19 protein-coding genes and 1 pseudogene are annotated in these 19,139 nt (G+C 63.3%); 10 read left to right on the forward strand and 10 right to left on the reverse strand.

What is annotated here, in order from left to right; genetic code table 11:
- Nucleotides 1-96: 96 nt before the first annotated feature.
- The 4 genes from cas3 to repA all read right to left on the reverse strand — a co-directional run bounded on the left by cas3 (nt 97) and on the right by repA (nt 6,092).
- On the reverse strand, nt 97-2,598 hold the full coding sequence (gene cas3, locus ATO3_RS24535) for a CRISPR-associated helicase Cas3' (protein ID WP_233152304.1): 2,502 nt from the start codon (nt 2,596-2,598) through the stop codon (nt 97-99).
- Nucleotides 2,599-2,691: 93 nt separating this feature from the next.
- On the reverse strand, nt 2,692-3,810 hold the full coding sequence (gene repC / locus ATO3_RS24540; protein WP_088652512.1) for a plasmid replication protein RepC: 1,119 nt from the start codon (nt 3,808-3,810) through the stop codon (nt 2,692-2,694).
- Between the two features lie 191 nt (nt 3,811-4,001).
- The gene (gene repB, locus ATO3_RS24545) at nt 4,002-4,907 is read right to left on the reverse strand and encodes a plasmid partitioning protein RepB (RefSeq protein ID WP_088652513.1); all 906 of its coding nucleotides are present in this window, start codon (nt 4,905-4,907) and stop codon (nt 4,002-4,004) included.
- 9 nt (nt 4,908-4,916) lie between these two features.
- The gene (repA, locus tag ATO3_RS24550) at nt 4,917-6,092 is read right to left on the reverse strand and encodes a plasmid partitioning protein RepA (RefSeq protein ID WP_088652514.1); all 1,176 of its coding nucleotides are present in this window, start codon (nt 6,090-6,092) and stop codon (nt 4,917-4,919) included.
- A 260-nt stretch (nt 6,093-6,352) separates the two neighbouring features.
- Here repA and ATO3_RS24555 point away from each other — a divergent pair, with 260 nt between their 5' ends.
- Together ATO3_RS24555 and ATO3_RS24560 are read left to right on the forward strand one after the other, a co-directional pair.
- On the forward strand, nt 6,353-6,655 hold the full coding sequence (locus tag ATO3_RS24555; protein ID WP_088652515.1) for a BrnT family toxin: 303 nt from the start codon (nt 6,353-6,355) through the stop codon (nt 6,653-6,655).
- A complete protein-coding gene (locus ATO3_RS24560) occupies nt 6,642-6,935 on the forward strand; it encodes a BrnA antitoxin family protein (RefSeq protein WP_088652516.1) in 294 nt (97 codons plus the stop codon). Before ATO3_RS24555 ends, ATO3_RS24560 begins: the two co-directional genes overlap by 14 nt.
- Nucleotides 6,936-7,136: 201 nt before the next feature.
- Here the strand turns inward: ATO3_RS24560 and ATO3_RS24565 are convergent, their stop codons facing one another.
- The 4 genes from ATO3_RS24565 to ATO3_RS24580 form a co-directional block, all read right to left on the reverse strand.
- The gene (locus ATO3_RS24565; RefSeq protein WP_088652517.1) at nt 7,137-8,504 is read right to left on the reverse strand and encodes an amidase; all 1,368 of its coding nucleotides are present in this window, start codon (nt 8,502-8,504) and stop codon (nt 7,137-7,139) included.
- A 2-nt stretch (nt 8,505-8,506) separates the two neighbouring features.
- Nucleotides 8,507-9,178, reverse strand: coding sequence for a GntR family transcriptional regulator (locus ATO3_RS24570; protein WP_088652518.1), 672 nt, complete (start codon nt 9,176-9,178; stop codon nt 8,507-8,509).
- 172 nt (nt 9,179-9,350) lie between these two features.
- Nucleotides 9,351-10,343, reverse strand: a complete 993-nt coding sequence (locus tag ATO3_RS24575; protein ID WP_088652519.1) for a TRAP transporter substrate-binding protein — start codon at nt 10,341-10,343, stop codon at nt 9,351-9,353.
- Between the two features lie 43 nt (nt 10,344-10,386).
- Nucleotides 10,387-12,330 carry a flavin-containing monooxygenase gene (locus tag ATO3_RS24580; protein ID WP_158218057.1) on the reverse strand — a complete coding sequence of 648 codons (1,944 nt, stop codon included), beginning with the start codon at nt 12,328-12,330 and terminating at the stop codon, nt 10,387-10,389.
- Between the two features lie 374 nt (nt 12,331-12,704).
- Here ATO3_RS24580 and ATO3_RS24585 point away from each other — a divergent pair, with 374 nt between their 5' ends.
- The 7 genes from ATO3_RS24585 to ATO3_RS24615 are packed head-to-tail and all read left to right on the forward strand — an operon-like array spanning nt 12,705 to nt 18,030.
- A complete protein-coding gene (locus ATO3_RS24585) occupies nt 12,705-13,394 on the forward strand; it encodes a DUF2848 domain-containing protein (protein WP_088652521.1) in 690 nt (229 codons plus the stop codon).
- A gap of 27 nt (nt 13,395-13,421) precedes the next feature.
- Entirely contained in the window at nt 13,422-13,796 is a 375-nt protein-coding gene (locus ATO3_RS24590) for a cupin domain-containing protein (RefSeq protein ID WP_088652522.1), read from the forward strand.
- A 60-nt stretch (nt 13,797-13,856) separates the two neighbouring features.
- A complete protein-coding gene (locus tag ATO3_RS24595; protein WP_088652523.1) occupies nt 13,857-14,345 on the forward strand; it encodes a TRAP transporter small permease in 489 nt (162 codons plus the stop codon).
- Nucleotides 14,342-15,622 carry a TRAP transporter large permease gene (locus ATO3_RS24600; RefSeq protein ID WP_088652524.1) on the forward strand — a complete coding sequence of 427 codons (1,281 nt, stop codon included), beginning with the start codon at nt 14,342-14,344 and terminating at the stop codon, nt 15,620-15,622. The genes ATO3_RS24595 and ATO3_RS24600 overlap by 4 nt, the downstream gene beginning before the upstream one ends.
- Before the next feature lie 18 nt (nt 15,623-15,640).
- Nucleotides 15,641-16,435 carry a 3-oxoadipate enol-lactonase gene (gene pcaD / locus ATO3_RS24605; protein ID WP_088652525.1) on the forward strand — a complete coding sequence of 265 codons (795 nt, stop codon included), beginning with the start codon at nt 15,641-15,643 and terminating at the stop codon, nt 16,433-16,435.
- Between the two features lie 4 nt (nt 16,436-16,439).
- Complete coding sequence (locus ATO3_RS24610; protein WP_233152305.1) at nt 16,440-17,237, forward strand: SDR family NAD(P)-dependent oxidoreductase; 798 nt, start codon at nt 16,440-16,442, stop codon at nt 17,235-17,237.
- A 19-nt stretch (nt 17,238-17,256) separates the two neighbouring features.
- A complete protein-coding gene (locus ATO3_RS24615; protein ID WP_158218058.1) occupies nt 17,257-18,030 on the forward strand; it encodes an SDR family NAD(P)-dependent oxidoreductase in 774 nt (257 codons plus the stop codon).
- 136 nt (nt 18,031-18,166) lie between these two features.
- Here the strand turns inward: ATO3_RS24615 and ATO3_RS29590 are convergent.
- Both ATO3_RS29590 and ATO3_RS29595 read right to left on the reverse strand, forming a co-directional pair.
- A pseudogene (locus ATO3_RS29590) lies at nt 18,167-18,463 on the reverse strand (IS30 family transposase); the annotation flags it as partial.
- Nucleotides 18,406-18,681: a helix-turn-helix domain-containing protein gene (locus ATO3_RS29595; protein WP_408630829.1), complete on the reverse strand. Its 276-nt coding sequence runs from the start codon at nt 18,679-18,681 to the stop codon at nt 18,406-18,408. The gene ATO3_RS29595 and the pseudogene ATO3_RS29590, both read right to left, overlap by 58 nt.
- 129 nt (nt 18,682-18,810) lie before the next feature.
- On the opposite strand from ATO3_RS29595, the gene ATO3_RS29600 reads away from it, so the two are divergent.
- Nucleotides 18,811-19,122, forward strand: a complete 312-nt coding sequence (locus ATO3_RS29600) for an acyltransferase family protein (RefSeq protein ID WP_408630830.1) — start codon at nt 18,811-18,813, stop codon at nt 19,120-19,122.
- Nucleotides 19,123-19,139: the final 17 nt, after the last annotated feature.

The raw sequence follows: 19,139 nt of genomic DNA on the forward strand, positions 1-19,139 counted from the left end.
CCTTTCGTAATAGTTCGTCAACGGTCAAGAACCTTTGATTACGCTCTTATCCCCGATAGGGCCGGGGAACTCTGTGAACCTTTGATGACGCTCGGTTCATCCCCGTTCTTCCGGGGATACAATAACCAAACCAGCTTTCTCGGTATACCGCAACCCGGCACAGATGACGCCCTCCACATCCACCGGGCATAGAACCGTCTCCGCTTGTCTCCATTCTGGCCAATCCGCTTTGATCGCCGCGATCTCGGGCGTCTCTTGGTCCGGCAGCTCCAGCCCCCGGAACCGTGCCGCGTTGGCCGAAACCTCGGACAAAGACCAAAGCTCGGCGGCGCTCCGCCCCGGCACCCGCGCCCAGGGCATCAGTTGACCCTGCTCCCACCGTGCTAGGCACAAGGTTCGTTGATCCATCCCAAGGCGCGTTGGGAAGCTACGGTCATCTGCATCGGCTCCGCCCGAGCGATAATCCTTGTCCAGATCCGCCCGGTTCTGGCGCGCCATGTTCTGGCGGGCCAGCCCGTCCCCCAGACGTTCCAGCTCGGCCTGCTCCAGCACAGTCGGAACCGGCGGCGCAGCTGTGCCGTCCACCGCCTCGATCAACCCGCGCAGCCCATGCGGCGCATCAATCGCACCCGCCTCGAACAGGGCCCGCGCCGTGCGCCATTGCTGATCCACCGGATAGGTCCAAGCGCCGCGGTCGAGCACCTCTCGCAGCCAAAGAGCCGTCTTCACCTCAGACGGATCCGGCGACAGAACCTGCAAGACCGGATGCGGCACCGGACGTGTTTGTGCAGGGCGCAGATCCATGTGCCGCCAGAGCCGCCCTGCTCTCTGGATCAACGAGGCCATCGGCGCGAGATCCGACAGCATGACATCAAAATCCAGGTCCAGCGACGACTCTATGACCTGCGTCGCAACCAGAACCTGGCCGCGCCGTCCCTCTCCGGTTTTCCCGAAACAGGCCAAGGCCCGGGATTGGATTTCCATCCGATCGCACAGGGCAAACCGCGCATGCAGCAGTGTCGCAGGCACGCCCCTGGCGCGCAAAGCCTCGACCGCCGCAATCGCGTCATCAACCGCGTTTCGGACCCAGGCACAGGCCGCCCCATCGGCTACCGCCTGAACAAGATGCTCCACCGCGGCATCGGATGTTGCCAGCCGTTCCACCCGTACCGGACCGCGCAGATCGGGCATGGCGGGCACCGGCTCTGGCGCGCGGCCGGCAATGGTCAGCGCCGGATAAGGCGCCGCCACGGGCAGGTCGTCTCCCCAAGCTGCCAGCAGCATGTCGCGCTGCGCCCGCGGCAAGGTTGCCGTCAACAAGATCGCCGAGCCGCCATTCTCCCGATGGGCCCTGAGCAGCGTCGCCAGCAGCTCGGCCATGTAGGGCTCGCCAACCTCATGCACTTCGTCCACGATCAGGATCTTTGACGACAGGCCATAAAGCCGCAACGGAGCATGCCGCGTTTTCAGCACCGCCAACAGCGCCTGATCAATCGTCCCGACCCCGACAGCCGCCAACAAGGCGCGCCGCCGGCTGTCCATGAGCCATTCGGTCGGGCCTGGGGCATCTTCGCTCCGTGCGCGTTCGGCGGCGATATCACGATAGGTCTCAGACAAGGCGGATCGGCCATGCGCCAGTGTCAACGTCGGGGCCGTCGCATAAAGGGCCGTCAGCGCAGGCCCGACCCGCGCAAACATCGCATCCGAAGTGGCCATGGTGGGCAACGCGAAGTATAGCCCCCTCCCCTTGCCGCACTGAATCATCCTGTGCGCCAGGATCAAGGCCGCCTCTGTCTTGCCCGATCCGGTTCCGTCCTCGATCAGCGCAAGGACCGGGCCGTCCGGCAGGGCGAGATCCGCAACAGCCGCCTGCATGGGCCGTGGGGACGCCGGTAGAAGATCGCCCTGCCCCGGTTGCGGCACTTCCAACCCCGCGGCCCACACCGCTGCTTTTGCCCGGTGGCGAGCTGCATCGAGATAGGCCGCCGCAGCCGGCCCAGGGTTGACCGCAGGAAACCACTTAGCGTTCGACCCGACCCAATCCGCTGCGGCGATGAACCCTGGCAACCACCAAGACAACGCCTGCAGATCGGTGGTCTCAAGTCTGGTAAGATCGGCCTTGGGCCAGAGCTCAGAGAAGCAGCGGATGACCCCCGCAGCATCCTGGCTCGCCGCTGTTCCGATCGCGGTTCGCAACCTGTGCAGGTTATCGCCGGTCTTTTGCGGTGGCCGCCCGTGATGACCGGCAATCGCCGCATGGATCCACGCCCGTCGCCTAGGGCTTGGCCCGAGACATGTCAGCAACGCATCATGGTCCCGCAACAGCACCTCGGTCGCTTCCCAGTGGCGACCATGGCGTTGCGGTTTCCCGTTGGTCAGCATGTCTCGGAACGACTGGCTGATCTTACCCAGATCGTGCAGCGCAGCCGCGAGAACGCAAGCCTGCTGACGGCTATCGGGCAAGTTCAACGGGGCCAAAAGGCATTCGGCCACGGCCGCCACGTCGAGCATGTGATAGACAGCCGGGTGCATCGGTTCCGTAGGGGAAAGAGCGCCCTTTCCTGGCCATGTTTCAGCGATGCGCAGAAGGTCGGTCACGGTTCAGCTCCATGTTCCGTCCGAAAGAAAACCCAGTCAATGGATGCGCGGTATGTCCTGGAGACTCGCATACAGTTGACAACTGTCAACCTGTCACGCCGATACACCGGCGCCGGTCCTGAGCAGTGCCATGATCATCGGACCCGGAGAGAACCCAGTCTTGCCGACTAGAGCCCGAAGGTATCCTCCGGGGCGTTGGATTGATTGACCTTTCTGAAGGATCGCGGCCAATGTCACGGCGGCTTGTTCCGGGCCAAGCCTATGTTGCGCTTCGGACCAAGCTGGGCGGCTGATCCCCATCATCGGATGCAACATATGCGAGGCCGCGACCAATTCGTGCCAATGGTGAATTCCTCCGGGCACGTAATCCTCGATCTCGGGACAGGCTTTCAGGACGAGCTCAAGCGGCAGACCTATGTCTTGCTTTTCCTCGCGAAGTTCAGATTCAAAAGTATTATGGTCTGAATCCTGAATGTGCCGCTCAGTTTGACTGTCATTGCCGCTTGAAACGGGTGTTTCAAGATGATCGACCCACTCGGTTATCCCTATCAGTAGCGACTTTGCCCGCTCGTTCAGACGTGCGATTTCCTCAAGGGACAGTTTCCGGCGCAGTGCGGACTTGAGCATTGCCAACTCGGCGACGAACGGCTCCCACTCCTGCGGGAGATGATCGCGCCCGAAAGCCAGGAGCTTTGTCGCGTCGCGCAGAGACAGGACCAGGACCTCACGTTGGCGACGCAAAGTGTCGGCGGCGGTGCGGGCGGCCTCGGCCGCGGCGGAGATCTCGGCGGCACGGACGAGCAGGGGGCGCAGGTCGAACCCGAAGGCCGATTGCTGCGTGGCATAGCGTTTGCCGTTGGGACTGTCATGGCGCAGGATCAGGCCGGCGGTCACCAACGTGGCCAGGTGCCGGCGCAGAGTGCTTTCGGCCATGCCGTTCGCGCGTTCGCCCAGCTTTCGGTTCGACGGAAAGACAATCGTGCTGTCATTCTTCGACAAACGCGGTTGTGGCAGGAAGGACAGCAGCGCTGACAGAACTGTCAACGCACGGTCGCCCAGACCGAAGGCCTGTCGCGCCGTTGTCAGATCGCGCAGGATTGCCCATTTGTTGATGTCGCGTGCCGGGGCAGGGGCCTCGGCCAGCCTGCGACGGTTCAGATGGCCAGCCGTCACCGGCCGCCGCCCAAAGGGCGTCGTGGAAAGATGTGTCATTCTTGATCACGAAAACAAAGCTTCCCCGTTCGCCCGCAACCGGGGCGTTGACAGGATCCCGGTTGATACCTAGATTCAAGGTGCGAAGTTGAATGGCCTCTCGGGACGTATGTTCTGGGGGGTCTTTTCTTTGCTCTCTTTGTGCCTCCGATTGTTGTGTCTGCTTACCTCATGCAGGACCGTTTCAGGCCCTATTCGCCGCTTCCCTCGATATAGTCGCGGTGAATTCTCTCGATGTTTTCCGCCAGCCAATCGCCGAAATCGCCCGATTTCGCGCGTTCCAGCACCAGCGTGATCTTTTGCTCTGATCGGGTGACCTGACCCAGGCTGCGACCGTTGACACCTGTCAACTTTGGTGGGGCGGGTGACGGTGCCTTCTCCGGTGCCAGTGCCCGGAACACAGCGTCAAAGCGTTTATCGGATGTTTCGCCGACCGCCAGAGCAAGAGCATTTTTGCTCTGGCCCGCCATGCGCTCGGCCAGCGCCAACCAGCGGTCGCGGCCCACCGAGGGCGCGGCGCCGATGGCGCGGATCACGGGCGCGGGGATGTCTTCGGTGACCTTCAGCATCCGCGAAATCACGGTCTTGTCGATATGCAGCGCATCGCAGATGATTTTGCGCTCAAAGCCCAGCTCGACCATCTGGCGCGCGAAATTGGCTTTTTCGATAAAGCTAAGTTCCTTGCGGGCAGTGTTTTCCTGCCCCTGTGCGATGATCAGGTCGCGGTCCTTCAGATCGCGGATCATCGCGCGGACTGGTTGGCCAAGCGCCCTTAGTGCCGCGACCCGGCGGCGGCCATAGACCACCTCGTAACGGCCTTCCTCGTTGGGAGAGTGGCGCAGAAGCACCGGCACCTGCTGACCGTAATCCCGGATCGAAGCGATCATCGCCTCCAGATCGTCATCGGGATCGAGCCGGTCGACCAGCCCGGCCGTGTCGATCATATCCGCGGGCACTTCGGTCAGCGACCGCGTGCGCAGCTCGGCAATCGATTGGCTGACCGCGCCGATCGCGCCTTTGGCCGCGCGCGGGGCAGGGGAGGGGGCCGCCTTGGCGTTTCCCTCCATCAACCCCTTTAATAGATCCTTTCGTGCCATCTGGTCCTCCTATCGCTCCCAGGCGCCCTGGATCATACCGGCAATCTCGGCATTGACCGCGTTCATACTTTCAAGGGCGCGTTCATAGGTGGTTCGGACAAACTGCGATTTCTCGACTTCGTAGAGCGTTTGCTTAGTCATCCCGGCATCCGAGATCGCCGTGGACTTTAGCGCGGGGTGGTTGAGGACGTGCTCGCCAAACATCGACCGCATGAAGCTAACCATTTGGTTCTGCGGCCCGTCGCCAGGTTCGTAGCGCGTCACCACGTAACGCATCCAGTCGTAGGACATGTCTCCGCCCGCATCCGCCACCACGCCAAGCAACTGAGAGGTCATCAACAGGAACTGGCACATCGACATGACATCGAGCATCTGCGGATGCACCGTCACGAGGATCGCGGTTGCCGCCGACAGCGCCGACATGGTCAGGAAGCCGAGCTGCGGCGGGCAATCCATGACCACCACGTCGTAGCGATCTTCGATATCGCCAAGCACTTCGCCCACCCGGGTGAAAAACACCTGCCCCTTGCGCTCGGCCAGCACGCGGGGCGTGTCGTGTTCGAATTCCATCAGGTCTAGGTTGCCGGGCACGATATCCAGATTGGTGAAATAGGTCTTCTGGATGACCTCGGCGATCGGGACGGGATCGTCATAGCGGATCGCATCGTAGAGGGTGCCACCGTCCTGCAGATCGATCTCCGGCTGAAATCCGTGCAAGGCGGAAAACGATGCCTGCGGATCGAGGTCCAGCGCCAGCACCCGATAGCCGTCAAGCGCAAGCTTCTGCGCCAGATGCGCCGAGGTCGTGGTCTTGCCAGAGCCGCCTTTGAAATTGATGACCGAAATCACCTGGAGATGGTCGCCTTCGCGGCGCCCCGGCAGATAGGTGCCAGGCGTCTTGGCGCCTTTCTCCAGCATGACGCGCAGGGCCTGGATGTCTTCGGGCGCATAAAAGCGACGGCCGTTGCCGCGGATCTCGGGTTCGGGGCCGCGGCCATCCAGATGCAGTTTGCGCAGATAGGCGTCTTTGATTCCGAGCAGCGCCGCCGCCTCGCCAGAGGTGAACTTGCGCATCTTGCGCCGCGTGTCGGGCGGGAACAGCTGTTCGCGATGCGCTTGCAACGTCTCCGACAATCGGGTTGCATGATCCCCGACGAGGATATCGATGCGCTCTTTCCGCGTCATGACTGCCTGCCTAGTTCCTTTGTGGACGCACCGTTTGTTACGGTTATTCGCGTCTCTCTTAGCTCTTAGCGTAAATGAATGCCCGTAAGTTGCGATTCTTGCAAGAGGTTTGTCCCACATGTGGGGGTAGGGCAGGGGGCGGGTACAATAACACTGCCGGGGTACGGCCAGCGTAGCGCATTCGGAGGACACTGTGCGTGCCTTGCCGGGCGACGGCGGCGCGCACTTGTATAATTGCATCTTTGTAGTTACATTCCCCCATGACCTCACCGCTCGTCACTTGGGACGAAGACAAAAATCTGTCGAACCAACGCAAGCACGGGGTCAGCTTCGAGCTCGCAGCCCGCGTGTTTCTAGATCCGCTGCGCCTATCGGTTCAGGACCGGGTCGATGATGGCGAGCAACGGTGGCAGACCATCGGGCAAATCGACGGCCTCGCGGTTGTTCTAGTCGCGCACACCTACACGGAAGAGGGGAGCCTGGACGACTCGGTGGAGGTGGTCCGTATTATCTCGGCCCGTGCCGCGACACGAAAAGAAAGGAAGCGATATGAAGAAGGTTGAACAGACGTCCGCCACGCTCCCGCCTTTGACGGAAGCGCAGAAGGCCGATCTCGCTCGCCTGGCGGCGATGCCGGATGCCAAGATCGACACAAGCGACATCCCCGAGCTGACCGAGGCGCAGCTGGCCGAGATGACACGGCCGGAACACTTCCGCCCAGTCAAGAAGCAGATCACGGCCCGTCTGGACGCGGATGTGCTCGCCTGGCTCAAATCGGGCGGCAAGGGCTATCAATCGCGGATGAACGCGATCCTGCGGCGGGCGATGCTCGACGGGAAGTGACAGAGCAGACGCGTTCCGCCTTGGAAGGCGAAACGCTGGCCCTGACCCGTGACTTTCAGGCAACTGCCTGATCTAAAGTCAATTTTGGCCGCTCTGCGAACCTGTTCCGGAATTGACGGCCACCCTAAAACGACACCTTGCATCTTCCCAAGCTTCGGGAGCCGTTAAGACAGCTGAGCGTGAACGACGTGTCTGTTGCAGTTAGCGATGACGGACGACGACACCCTCGGCCGCTTCCGCCAGCCGTAGCAAATGGCAATCGCGTCCGGCCGTGCAGCAGATGCTCAGACCGACAGGGGCACCGCCCGGCTCGCCGATCGGCAGGCTGACAGCGCAGCCGTCCAGCAGATTGACCAGGGTCGGGTTGCGCAGCATCAGCAGGTTGAGCCGTCCGTACTCGGCGTCATCCACGAAAGCGTCGAGCGGTGGGGCCACCAAGGGCACCGTGGGCATGAGGAAGGCGTCGTAGCCTTTAAGCGCCTCGGCCATGCCCACGATGTAGCGGGCCCGCAAAGCATCCAGCTGCGCTTTGGCATCCGAGGCAAGCCTGGCTCCGCTTTCGATGCGGGAGCGGACCCGAGGATCGTATTCGTCGCCGCGCTCGACCAGGCGCTCGCTGTGATCGCGCCAGGCCTCCAGCGCGGCGTAATTGCCGATCGCGCCCATCTCGGCCACGATATCGAAGGGTGCCAGAGCGCGGTGTTCGATGCGCCAGCCGGCCGCGACCAGGGCATCGAGAGCGGCGCGGAACCGTTCGGCGACCACCTCATCGGCACCGTCGTGGACCAGGTTCGTCGGCACCAGAACGCGCGGTGCGGCCGCCTCAGGAGCCGTGTCCGGCGACGTTCCGGAAATCACTTCGTAAGTCAGCCGCGCGTCGGCAACGCTGCGGGCGAGAGGGCCCACGGAATCGAGTGCCCAGGACAGCGGGAAGACACCGTCGCGCGGGACGCTGGACTGGCTCGGCTTGAACCCGACCTGGCCGCAGAGCGCGGAAGGAATGCGGATCGAGCCGCCCGTGTCCGTGCCAATCGACACGCCGCACATTCCTTCGGCCAGCGCTGTGATCCCACCAGAGGAGGAGCCGCCGGGGATCCGGCCGGTGGCCTTGTCCCATGGGTTTAGGGGGGTGCCGAAATGCGGATTGATGCCGAGACCCGAATAGGCGAATTCGGTCATCCCAGTGTGGCCGATGATGATGGCGCCCGCGGCGCGCAGGCGCGCGACAACCGCGGAATCCACCTTTGCCGGCGGCGCATCTGCCAGAACGCGGGAGCCGGCGGTGGTGACTTGGCCGGCCACGTCGAGCAGATCCTTGACGCTGACCGGGATGCCCAGGAGCGGGCCGGTTTCGCCGGCTGCGATCCGTGCGTCGGCGCGTTCGGCCTCCCTCCGGGCGGTGTCCCCGAAGAGCCGCAGGAAGATCTTCTGCCCTTCCTCGCCGGATCGAGCGATTTCGGCGAAGGTCGCCTCAACGAGGTCAACAGCGGTGCAGGCACCGGAATTGAGGGCGGCGCGCATCCCGGTCTCGCCGGAGATACCCGCCTTCAGAAGGCTTGCAGCAGTCACGTTCAAATCACTTTCAGAATGGTGTCGCGGAAGGATTCGATATGTAGCCGTGCGGCGTCAGCGGCACCATCGCTGTCGCGGGCGCCGATTGCCCGCAGGATCTGCTTGTGCTGTTCCTGTACACGCTGGGCATGGCCATCGTCGCTGAGCGACAGGAACCACGAGCGCGCAGAGCGGTCCTGCAACTGGCCCAGCACCTCTTCCAGCACCTGATTGCCTGCAGTTTTCAGGATCCAGGAATGGAAGGCATTGTCGTAGTGGATCAGCTTCTCGATCCTGCGCTCGCCGTCGACCTCGCGCTCGGCCTCGGCAAGGATGCGGGTCGGCTCCTGCAGGCCAGCTTGCGAGACTAGCGAGGCGGCGCGGGCGGCGCAATGGGGTTCGGTGAGCAGGCGGGCCTCAATGATCTGGGCAATCTCGTCGAGGGAGACGGGACGCACGATCACCCCCTTACGGGGGCGGATCTCTACCAGGGCCTCGCGCGAGAGGCGGTGAAGGGCGTGATGGACCGGATTGCGGCCGAAGCCGAGATCGGCGGAAATCTGGGCCTCTTTCAGGGCGACACCGGGCGCGTATTCGGTGGTGATGATCCGCCGCTTGAGAACCTCGTAAGCTTCCTGTGCAAGCGACGTGCGTTTGCCCTCATCCGGCTTGTTCTGCGCTGACCTGGCCATTACGCGTCCTCTTCTGTCGCCGCTCTTCCGGCAGCGTTCCCCCAGCCCGGGCGGCCCGGACAGCCCCGGACACACCCATCGATAACATGCTTCACCTGCGATCCCCCCGGATGCTCCGCTTGCCGAACATGCCGCATGGCATGAAACGCAGCATCCGGAAAGATCTGCGGCCTCAGTCGGCGCGGATCTCTTCGATCATCTCGATCGTCTCGGCGATGATCGGATCGCGCCCGGCATATTCCTCGTACAGCGGAGCAAGAACCTCGGCGAATGGGGCCAGGTCAATGTCCTGTTCGATCTGCAACTCGTTGGCTTCGAGGATCTCGATCGACTCGGCGTCGGTTTGGGCCATCAGCTCATAGTTGTAGCGCTGCGTGTCCGCAGCGGCGCGCATCAGTGCATCCTGCTGCTCAGGTGTCAGTCCTTCCCAGACCTGCAGGTTCACGGCCAGAACCGCCGACCACGTATACATCTGGGTGATCGAGAGGTAATCGACCACCTCGTAGGCGCCCTGGCTGATCCAGGTGTTCAGGAACTGGTCCTGCCCCTGCAGCACGCCGGTCTGCAGCGCGGTGAAGATCTCCGGGTAGGGCATCGGCGTCACGATGGCGCCAAGCCGGTCGAACATGCTCAGCAGCAGCGGCGCTTCGGGCGCGCGAAAGGCGATGCCTTCGAAATCCTCGGGCGTGCGGATCGGGCGCACGGTGTTGCCGGGGACGCGAAAGCCGTTTTCGACGATGGCAAGCGCCTTGATGTTGAAATCCTCGAACTCCTCAAGCGCCCGGGCCGCAACGTCGCTGGTCTGCGCCTCGTAGGCGGTTTCGTAGCTGTCGATCAGGAAGGGCATCGAGAAGCCGGTCAGCGCGGGCGTCAGATTTTCCCAGATCGCGAGGCTGATGTAGCCCGCCTCGACCGAGCCGAGCTGGATACCTTCGAGCAGGTCACGGTCCCCGCCCAGCTGGGCCCCAGGGAAAAGCGCGATCTCGACCGAACCGTCGGTATATTCGGCGACCTTCTCGGCGAAATGTTCGGTGGCCCAGCTGTAGGGGTTCGCCGCGGGGCCGACATGGCCGAGGTTGATCGTCACATCCTGTGCGGCGGCGCCAGTTGCCATGCCGATGACGGCGGCGCCGGCCAGGTACTTGAAGTGCTTCGTCATTTTCATTATGTTGCCTTTCCTGTTGGGAGGATCCCGCGCTGAAGGGCGTTCAGCGCCAGATGTAATGCCGGGGGTCCATCTCCCCGGTCATTTTCCAGTAATCGACAAGCCGCCACGGAGAGTTCGTGACCACCCGCCCCTTGCTGTTTCGGTACCAGTTGCGCATGCCGCCATGGGTCCAGACCATGTTGTCGTGGGCGGCATCGACGCGCTGGTTGTAGGCGTCGAAGGTCTCGGGCCGGACCGACACGGTCGCGGCACCCCGGGCCTTCATTTCGTGCAGCAGCATCATGACGTGGCGCACTTGGCATTCGGCGTGGAAGAACAGGCTGCCGCCATGGGCCAGATTGGTGTTGGGGCCATACATGATGAAGAAGTTCGGGAAGCCCGGCACGGTCAGGCCGAGATAGGCGCGGGCATCGTCACCCTGCCAGACCTCGCGCAGTTGCGCGCCGCCCTCGCCGGTAACCTCCATGGGCGCCAGCATTTCGGCGGCCTTGAACCCGGTAGAGAAGATGATGGCATCGCACGCGTGGTGCTCCCCGGCCTCGTCGATGACGCCGGTACGATCGACGGCTTTCAGGCCGCGGTCGACCAGCTCGACGTTGTCTCGGCGCAGCATCCGATACCACCGGTTGTCGCGCAGCATGCGCTTGCCGTAGGGCGGGTAGCTGGGTGTGGCCTTGGCGATCAGCGCCTCGTCGCCATCCAGCTCGGCCCGGATATGGGCCTCCAGCCGGACGCGCATCTTCTCGTTGTCGGCGTTGAGCGACCGGTCAGGATGCGGCCAGTCGGGATCCTTCTGCAGCGAGGCATGCAGCGTGTCGCCCGAGGCCCAGAACAGCAGGAACCGGTACCAGTGGATCAGGTAGGGGACATTCGCCAGCACGAAGTGCTCGTCTTCGGAGAAGGTGCGGAAGTAGTTCGGGTTCGGCGCCGCCCAGTTCGGCGAGCGCTGGAACACGGTGAGCGCAGCGACCTTGTCGGCGATGCCCGGGCCGACCTGGATCGCGCTGGCGCCGGTGCCGACAAGAGCCACGCGCTTGCCGTCCAGATCAACCGCTTCGGGCCATTGTGCAGTATGGAAAGCCGGCCCCTCGAAGCTGTCGAGGCCCGGGAAATCGGGGACATTGGGGCGGTTCAGCTGACCGACGGCGCTTGCAACGATGCGATGCGTCACCTCCTGCGCCCCGCCGTCCTGCCGCAGGCGCAGTGTCCATTGGCCGGCTTCGGCGTCGTAATCGGCAGCCTCGACGGAGGTGCCGAAGCGAATATGGTCGAGCAACCCGTGGTCTTCCGCGAAGGCGCGCAGATAGCCGAAGATCTCGTCACGCTTGGCAAAATGGTGCGACCAGTCCGGCTTGCGGTGGAAAGCGTAGCTGTAGAAATGGCTGGGAATGTCGACCGCGGCACCGACATAGCGGTTCTCGAACCAGGTGCCGCCGACCTCGTGGTTCTTTTCGTAGATGACAAAGGGAATGCCGGCTTCGAGCAACTTGGCGCCCAGTGCCAGGCCGGAGAGGCCCGCGCCGATGATCGCCACGTCATGGCCGGCCCGGGCGTCGGCGGCGATGTCGCTGAAATCCACCGATCGCTGGTCGCCGCCGGTCAGGTTGAGCTCTTCCAGCATCATCGCCGCGTAATCTGGCGGTAGCGGGGCGTTGATGCCCGCGCTCATGATCTCGGCGAAACGCTCCGGGTCCAGGGTGGAGGGCGGCATCAGGCTGCCTTCGGCGATCCCGGACAGGGCCGTGACGAGCGCCTGCGAGACCTCCTGCGCGAGGGCGGGCGGGACATCCTGTTCAAAGCTCCAGCCGCCAGCCACATGGCCGGACACCTGCGTGAGGAGCCTGTCGTCCCCAGTGAGATGCGCGAGAACCAGCGCCTGCGGCACCGGCTCGATCGCGGCCAGCGCCGCCAGCAGCCGCGCAGGCTCCGCAATCGCGTTCCCTGCCTGCTCCCTGATGGCGGCCTGCTCGCTCTTCTTCGTCAACGTCTTTCCCTTTTCGGGTTGTCGGCACGGCGCACCGGAGTGCCGCGCCGGAATACAGTCCTGTAAAACTTCACTGTCCGCCGCACACGCATGATCCGGAATTTTGCTCGTTCCGGAATCGACGAATCCAGCTTGCAGGTAGACTGAAATTTCACAATTGCAACGTGCGACGAGAGCAGCGCACCTGTCAAGTCCGCTCATCAATCACCAGAGATATTCTATTTAATGTATACTTTTCAGATGTTTACTATAGGTACGCGAGATTACTTAGTGAGGAGCCGCCTGTCTTCGAGAATTTTCCCGGCGGGCGCTTGACCCCAAAATTGAGTTCTGACACATTTGAAATATCACATGAACAACGAAGCGAACTTCCGATGGCCGCCACCACTTTTACTGTCCAGAAGCAGACCGGAGCGTCGGAACTGGAAACCACTGTCGAGCAATTGATCATCGCCGGATGGGCCGGGCGCGACGCCGGCGCGGTCGAGGAGCATATCCGCGAACTGGAAGAGATCGGGGTGAAGCGCCCCGCACATACGCCGACCTTCTACCGCCTCGCGCCCATGCTGCTGTCCAACGCACCGGTCATGACCGTGACAGGGCAGGAGGCGACCGGAGAGGTTGAGGCTGTGCTGATCCGTGCCGGCGGAGCATTCTACGTGGGCATCGGATCCGACCACACGGACCGCAAGCTTGAGACCCTGAGCGTCACGCTGTCCAAGCAGATCTGCGCCAAGCCGGTCAGCCGCGACCTCTGGCCGCTGGAGGAGATCGAGGATCACTGGGACGAGCTGGTGCTCTCCTCGACGATCGAGGTCGATGGCAAGACCGTGTCATACCAGGAAGGCCCGCTGTCCTCGCTTCTGTCGCCGCGGGATCTGCTCGACCGCCTCGCGCAGCAGGAGATCGACTTCGCCGACGGCAGCGCCATGCTCTGCGGCACCGTGCCGATCAAGGGCGAGATTCGCTTCGCGCATCGCATGCAGGTGCGGCTGGAGGATCCCGTGCTGGGCCGGGCACTGGTGCATGAGATCACTCTTGCGCCGCTGCCGCTCGCCGACTGACGACACAAGACTGAACAAGGCCAAGACATGTATAGCAAACCCCACATCGAATTCACCCGCGTCGACATGGAAGACGGCTGGGAAACACCGCCGGGCTATCCGGCGGGCATCAAGCAGAAGATCCTCGCCGGCGCGCTGGACGAAGAGAACAACACCGGCAACCGCTCCCGGTTGCTGCGGTTCGAGCCCGGCGTCTATACCACCGCGCCTTTCGTCCATGAGTATTTCGAGGAGGTCTTCCTGGTGTCGGGCGACCTGGTCGTGGGCAACGATGCAGATGGCAAGGGTGGCGAAACCTTCACTGGTCCGACCTACGCCAGCCGCCCGCCCGGCGCTTGGCATGGCCCGTTCCGGTCCGACACCGGCTGCGTGCTGTTCGAAATCCATTACTTCGAGAAATGACGCCTTCGGGCGCCGCGCATCCTCGCGCGGCGCCCGATCGCATTTTCACCAGGATCGCACATGCTTGATCGCTTCGCTCTGATGCTCGACATGGCGGCCCGGGCCATCGTCTTTCTGCTGCTTTCGCTCATCCTCGGGATCGTCGTGGTACAGATCACACTGCGCTACGGGTTCGGCGGATCGCTGACCTGGTCCGAGGAGCTTGTGCGCTACCTGCTGGTCTGGCTCACCTTTGTCGGTGCTTCGGTCGCCGCGCGCGAGGGCAGCCTCGTCGGCCTCGACCTGCTGGAGCAGAAGGCGCGGACGCTGGGGATGGACCGACCGCTGCAATGCGTGATCCTGCTGCTCAGCCTGAGCTTCATCTGCGCGATCGGCTATTACGGCGCGAAGCTGGCGACCTCGCCGGGGATCATGCGGCAGAGCTTCTCGACGATGCCCTTCTCGATGGCCTGGGTCTATGCTTGCATTCCCGTCAGCGCGGTGCTGACCGGGATCCAGTTGCTGAACCTGCTGGCCAATACCGTCCTGCCGAAAGGGAATGCGCAATGAGCATCGCGGTCTTCGCCAGCCTGTTCTTTGGCTTCGTCATCGTTGGCGTGCCGATCGCCTTCGTGCTCGGGCTGACCAGTTTTGCCTACATCCTGATCGAAGGGAAAATAAACCTGCTGATCGCCACGGGCCAGCGCATGGTGCAGGGCGTCAACAACTTCTCGCTGCTCGCGGTGCCGTTCTTCATGCTGGCCGGCGAGCTGATGAACCGCGGCGGTACCACGCGGCGGCTGATCGAGTTCGCGCAATCGGTGATCGGCCACCTGCATGGCGGGCTGGCCTATGTGAACATCATCGTCTCGGGCTTCCTGTCGGCAATCATCGGCTCGGCCAACGCGGTGGCGGCAATTACCAGCGCCTCGATTGTGCCGGAGATGCGGCGCAAGGGCTATTCCAACACCTCCGCCTCCGCCACCAGCGCGGCAGCGGCGACGATGGGGCCGATCATCCCGCCCAGCATGGTGCTGATCTTCTACGGCGTGGCCGCCAATGCCTCGATCGGGGATCTGTTCCTGGCAGGCGTCATTCCCGGTCTGCTGCTGGGAGCCGGCTTCCTGGCCATGGCATTCGTCCTGTCACGTCGCGAAACCGGGATCGAAATGGCGCCCCAGGCCACTCTGCGGCAGGTGCTGCGCAACACGCTCGGCACGCTGCCGGCGCTCAGCATCCCCGCCATCATCCTTGGCGGCATCGTTTTCGGCGTCTTTACCCCGACGGAGGCGGGCGCGATCGCCTGTGTGATCGCGCTGTTTCTGGGCCGCTTCGTCTATGGCGAGCTGAAATGGCGCGACCTTCCGGGGATCCTGGTGGATTCCGGCGTGGTGACCGCCGGTGTGCTGTTCATCGCCGCAACCGCGGCACTGTTCGGCTGGATCATGGCGATTGAATCGATCCCCACGACCGTCGCGCAATGGATGCTGGCCTTCTCCGACAACGAGATCGTCATCATCCTGATGATCACTCTGGCGCTGCTGATCATCGGTCTGTTTCTGGAGCCGCTGGCCGCCATCCTGATCACCGTTCCGGTTCTGATGCCAGTGGCCGTTCAGCTTGGCATTCACCCGGTGCAATTCGGGCTACTGGTGTCGCTCAACCTTGTCATCGGGCTGATCACGCCGCCCGTCGGCATCGTGCTCTTCATCATCTCCGGCATCACCAGGGTGTCGGTGCCGGATCTGTGCCGGGGGTTGCTGCCGTATTACCTGATCGCCTTCATCGTGCTGATGCTGGTGACATTCGTGCCGCAGATCACCATGCTTCTGCCCTCCCTTTTCTAGACAAGCCAAGGACTTCCGATGCTCGACCTCATTGACCTGGGCGCCCATTCGCTTGGCTACCGGCTGGACGGCGCGCCAGGCGCGCCGGCCGTGGTGTTCATCAACTCGCTCAGTTCGGACCACCGCATGTGGGATGCGCAGATCCCGGCGCTGGAGGGAGAGTTCCGCATCCTGCGCTTCGATGCGCGCGGCCATGGTCAGAGCGATGTGCCGCCCGGCCCCTACAGCGCCGACCTGATGGCCGATGACCTGGCCGCGCTGCTGACCCGGCTGGAGATCGTCGGGCCGGTGCATGTCGTCGGGCTGTCGCTAGGCGGCATGGTGGCTATGGCCTTTGCCAGCCGTTACCCGGAGCGTGTCGCCAGGCTGGTGCTCTGCGCCACGACCGACAACATGGCCGGCGGGGAGGCGATCTGGAACGACCGGATTGCCAAGACCAGGGCAGGGGGCACGGCAGCCTTCGCGCCGGACACCATCGCGCGCTGGTTCACCCCCGCCTTCCTTGCCGAGCGGGACGACAAGGTTGCACCGATCCGGGACCAGATCGTCGCCACTCCGGACGAGGGGTATATAGCCGCGGCGGCAGCGGTGCGTGACGTGAACCTGTCGGACCGGCTGGCGGCCCTGACCATGCCGACGCTGGCCATCGCCGCCTCTGAGGATCCGGTGACGCCACCGGCGATGATGCAGGATCTGGTCGACCGGCTGCCCAATGCCCGGCTCGAGATTGTCGGTCCGGCAAGCCACCTGTTGAACGTCGAACAGCCGGAGGCGTTCAACACCATTCTGCGCGCTTTCCTTGCCGGGGCCTGACCGCTTGGACGACACGATCACCGGTCTCTTCGGCCTGTCGGGGCGCGTTGCCTTTGTCACCGGCGCAGGCTCCGGCCTGGGCCGGGTGATCGCGGAGACCCTCGCCGGGGCGGGCGCGCATGTGGTGGTGGCAGACCTGGACGGCGCCGCCGCGGAGGTCAGCGCCGACGGGTTGCGACAGCGTGGGCTGTCCGCCGAGGCGCTCGCGCTGGATGTCAGCGAGACCGGAGCCTGCGACGATGCGGTCGGCGGGATCCTCAAGGCACATGGGCGGCTCGACATCGCTTTCGCCAATGCCGGGATCTCCGGCGGGCCGGGGCCGGGCGTGTCGGAGGGCATGCTGGCCGCAATCTCGCGCGAGCGGTGGGCCTCGGTTCTGGATGTCAACCTGACAGGCGTGGCGGAAACGTTGCGCGCCGTGGCTGAGCCGATGAAGGCGCAGGGCCGGGGGCGGATCGTTGCGGTGGCCTCGGCCTCGGGGATGCGGTCGGATCCGATGGTGTCCTATGCCTATGCCGCCGCGAAGGCAGGGGTGATCAACCTGGTACGCCAGGCCGCCGCCGAACTGGCGCCACACAACGTCATGGCCAATGTCCTGGCACCGGGCCCGTTCCTCACCAGCATCGGCAAAGGCCGCCTGCACGACCCCACCGTGGCCGCGTGCTTTGCCGAAACTACCATGGCCGGGCGCGTCGCGGCCCCGAACGAGATCGCCGGCGCGGCGCTGCTGCTTGCCTCCGACGCATCCAGTTTCATGGCGGGCAGCATTCTGGCGGTCGATGGCGGTGCCTCGGCCTGGTGACAAGATCAAGGAAAACGCAATGACCAATACGAGCTCGAAACAACTCGACGGACGGGTGGCGATCATCACCGGAGCCGCTGGCGGCCTTGGCGCGATCTTTGCCGGCGTGCTGGCCCGCGAAGGTGCGGCTGTCGTCGTTTCGGACATAATCCCCTGCGACGGGACCGTGGAGACGATCGTTCAGGCCGGGGGCCAGGCCATCTGTGTCACCGCCGATGTCAGCACCGAGGCCGACATGACCGCCCTTGCCCGCGCCGCCGAGGAGGCTTTCGGCGGCATCGACATCCTGATCAACAACGCCGGGCTCTTCGCCAACCTGCGCATGATGGGAATGGAGGAGATCTCCCCTGATCTCTGGGACAAGGTGATGGCGGTCAACGTGAAGGGACCCTATCTGGCGACCCGCGCGGTGCTGCCGGCGATGCGCCGGGCGGGCTATGGCAAGGTGATCCATCTATCTTCGGGCATGGGCATCAAGGGCGCGGTGGATTACCTGCATTACGCGACCAGCAAGAGCGCGATCATCGGAATGACCCGCTCGATGGCGCGTGAACTGGGGCCCTCGGGGATCCGCGTAAACTGCGTGGCGCCGGGCTTGACGGATACGGATGCGATCCGAAACCACGGCGACTGGCAGGGGGACCGACGGGCGAACAACATCGCCGGACGGGCGATCAGCCGAGCAGCCATGCCCGAGGATATTGCCGGGACGGTGGTCTATTTGGCATCGACGGCTTCCGACTTCGTGACCGGGCAGACTGTGGTGGTCGACGGTGGCTCCGCAATGGTGTGAGAGCTCAAGGCCCGGGGCGCAACCGGGCACACTGCGCCGCCAAGGGGGGGGCGCAACTCTTTTGGCAGAACCGAAAAAGGATGCCGTGAGATGCGGTAGGAGCATGATGGCTCAAGGGTCGTTGCGACGTTATCCGCTATCTTATTTTCATCATCTCTTCTCTGAAGGCCTCGGTCGGAGTTCGCCATCCGAGGCACTTTCTGGGCGTGCCATTCAGGCGGTCACAAATCGCCTTCATATTGCGATTTGAGAGCGCCGCGAGCTGGGTGTCACGTGGCAGGTATCTGCGGGCCCGCTTGTTCAGGTTCTCTACCGATCCTTTCTGCCAGGGCGCTTGCGGATCGCAGAACCAGCTCTCGGTGCCGATGCCGGACTTCAGCTTGCGCCAGGCACGGAATTCAAAGCCTCGATCGAAGGTGATCGACTTGCGGGCCGGCTGGCGTCGGCCGTCCGTTGAGCCGTCACGCCGTAGTAGCCATTCAGATTGGGAAGCTCATAGTCCTCGAAGCGATTACGCTTGATCTCGCGATAGACCGTCGAACGGTGCCTGCCGATCGCCGCCGCAATCTCGTTCACAGTCACCTTCGCGTGCAACATATCCTCAATCGCGCGTCGCTCGCGCAAATCCAGCTCTGTGTGGGCCAATTCCATTCTCCTTGCTTTCCAGCAAGATAGGGGATTTGTCGCAACCCAGTTTAGAATGTGCCCCGCGGTCACGCCTGATACCTGTAAACATACTTATGTTGACTCCTGTCTGTCTACGAGATCGGCGTCGAACAGATCAAGCTCAGCAGTTTCGCGGCGGCGTCGGTGCTGTTCCTGATAGCCGTATCCTATTCGGGAAGGCGAAGCCGGCTCGACGGAAAATACTGGCTGACATTCCTCGGCCGAAACTCCTACGCGATCTATCTGATCCACCTTCTCCCGATGTCCCTGTTTCGCGCATGGGTCGGGAGGTCTGGCCCGCTATTCGAAGCACAGCCAGCGTATATCGGTGTTGCTGTTCTGGTGGCATTGCTGTCGTGCGCGATGTTCGTTGTCGCTGTCCGAACGGTTTTGCCCAATCGCATGTGCAGGATCGTTTTGGGTTAATCTTCACTAACAGCCCC

Origin of the sequence: Marinibacterium profundimaris (genome assembly GCF_002210095.1) — a bacterium.
GTDB classification, from domain to species: Bacteria; Pseudomonadota; Alphaproteobacteria; order Rhodobacterales; family Rhodobacteraceae; genus Marinibacterium; species Marinibacterium profundimaris.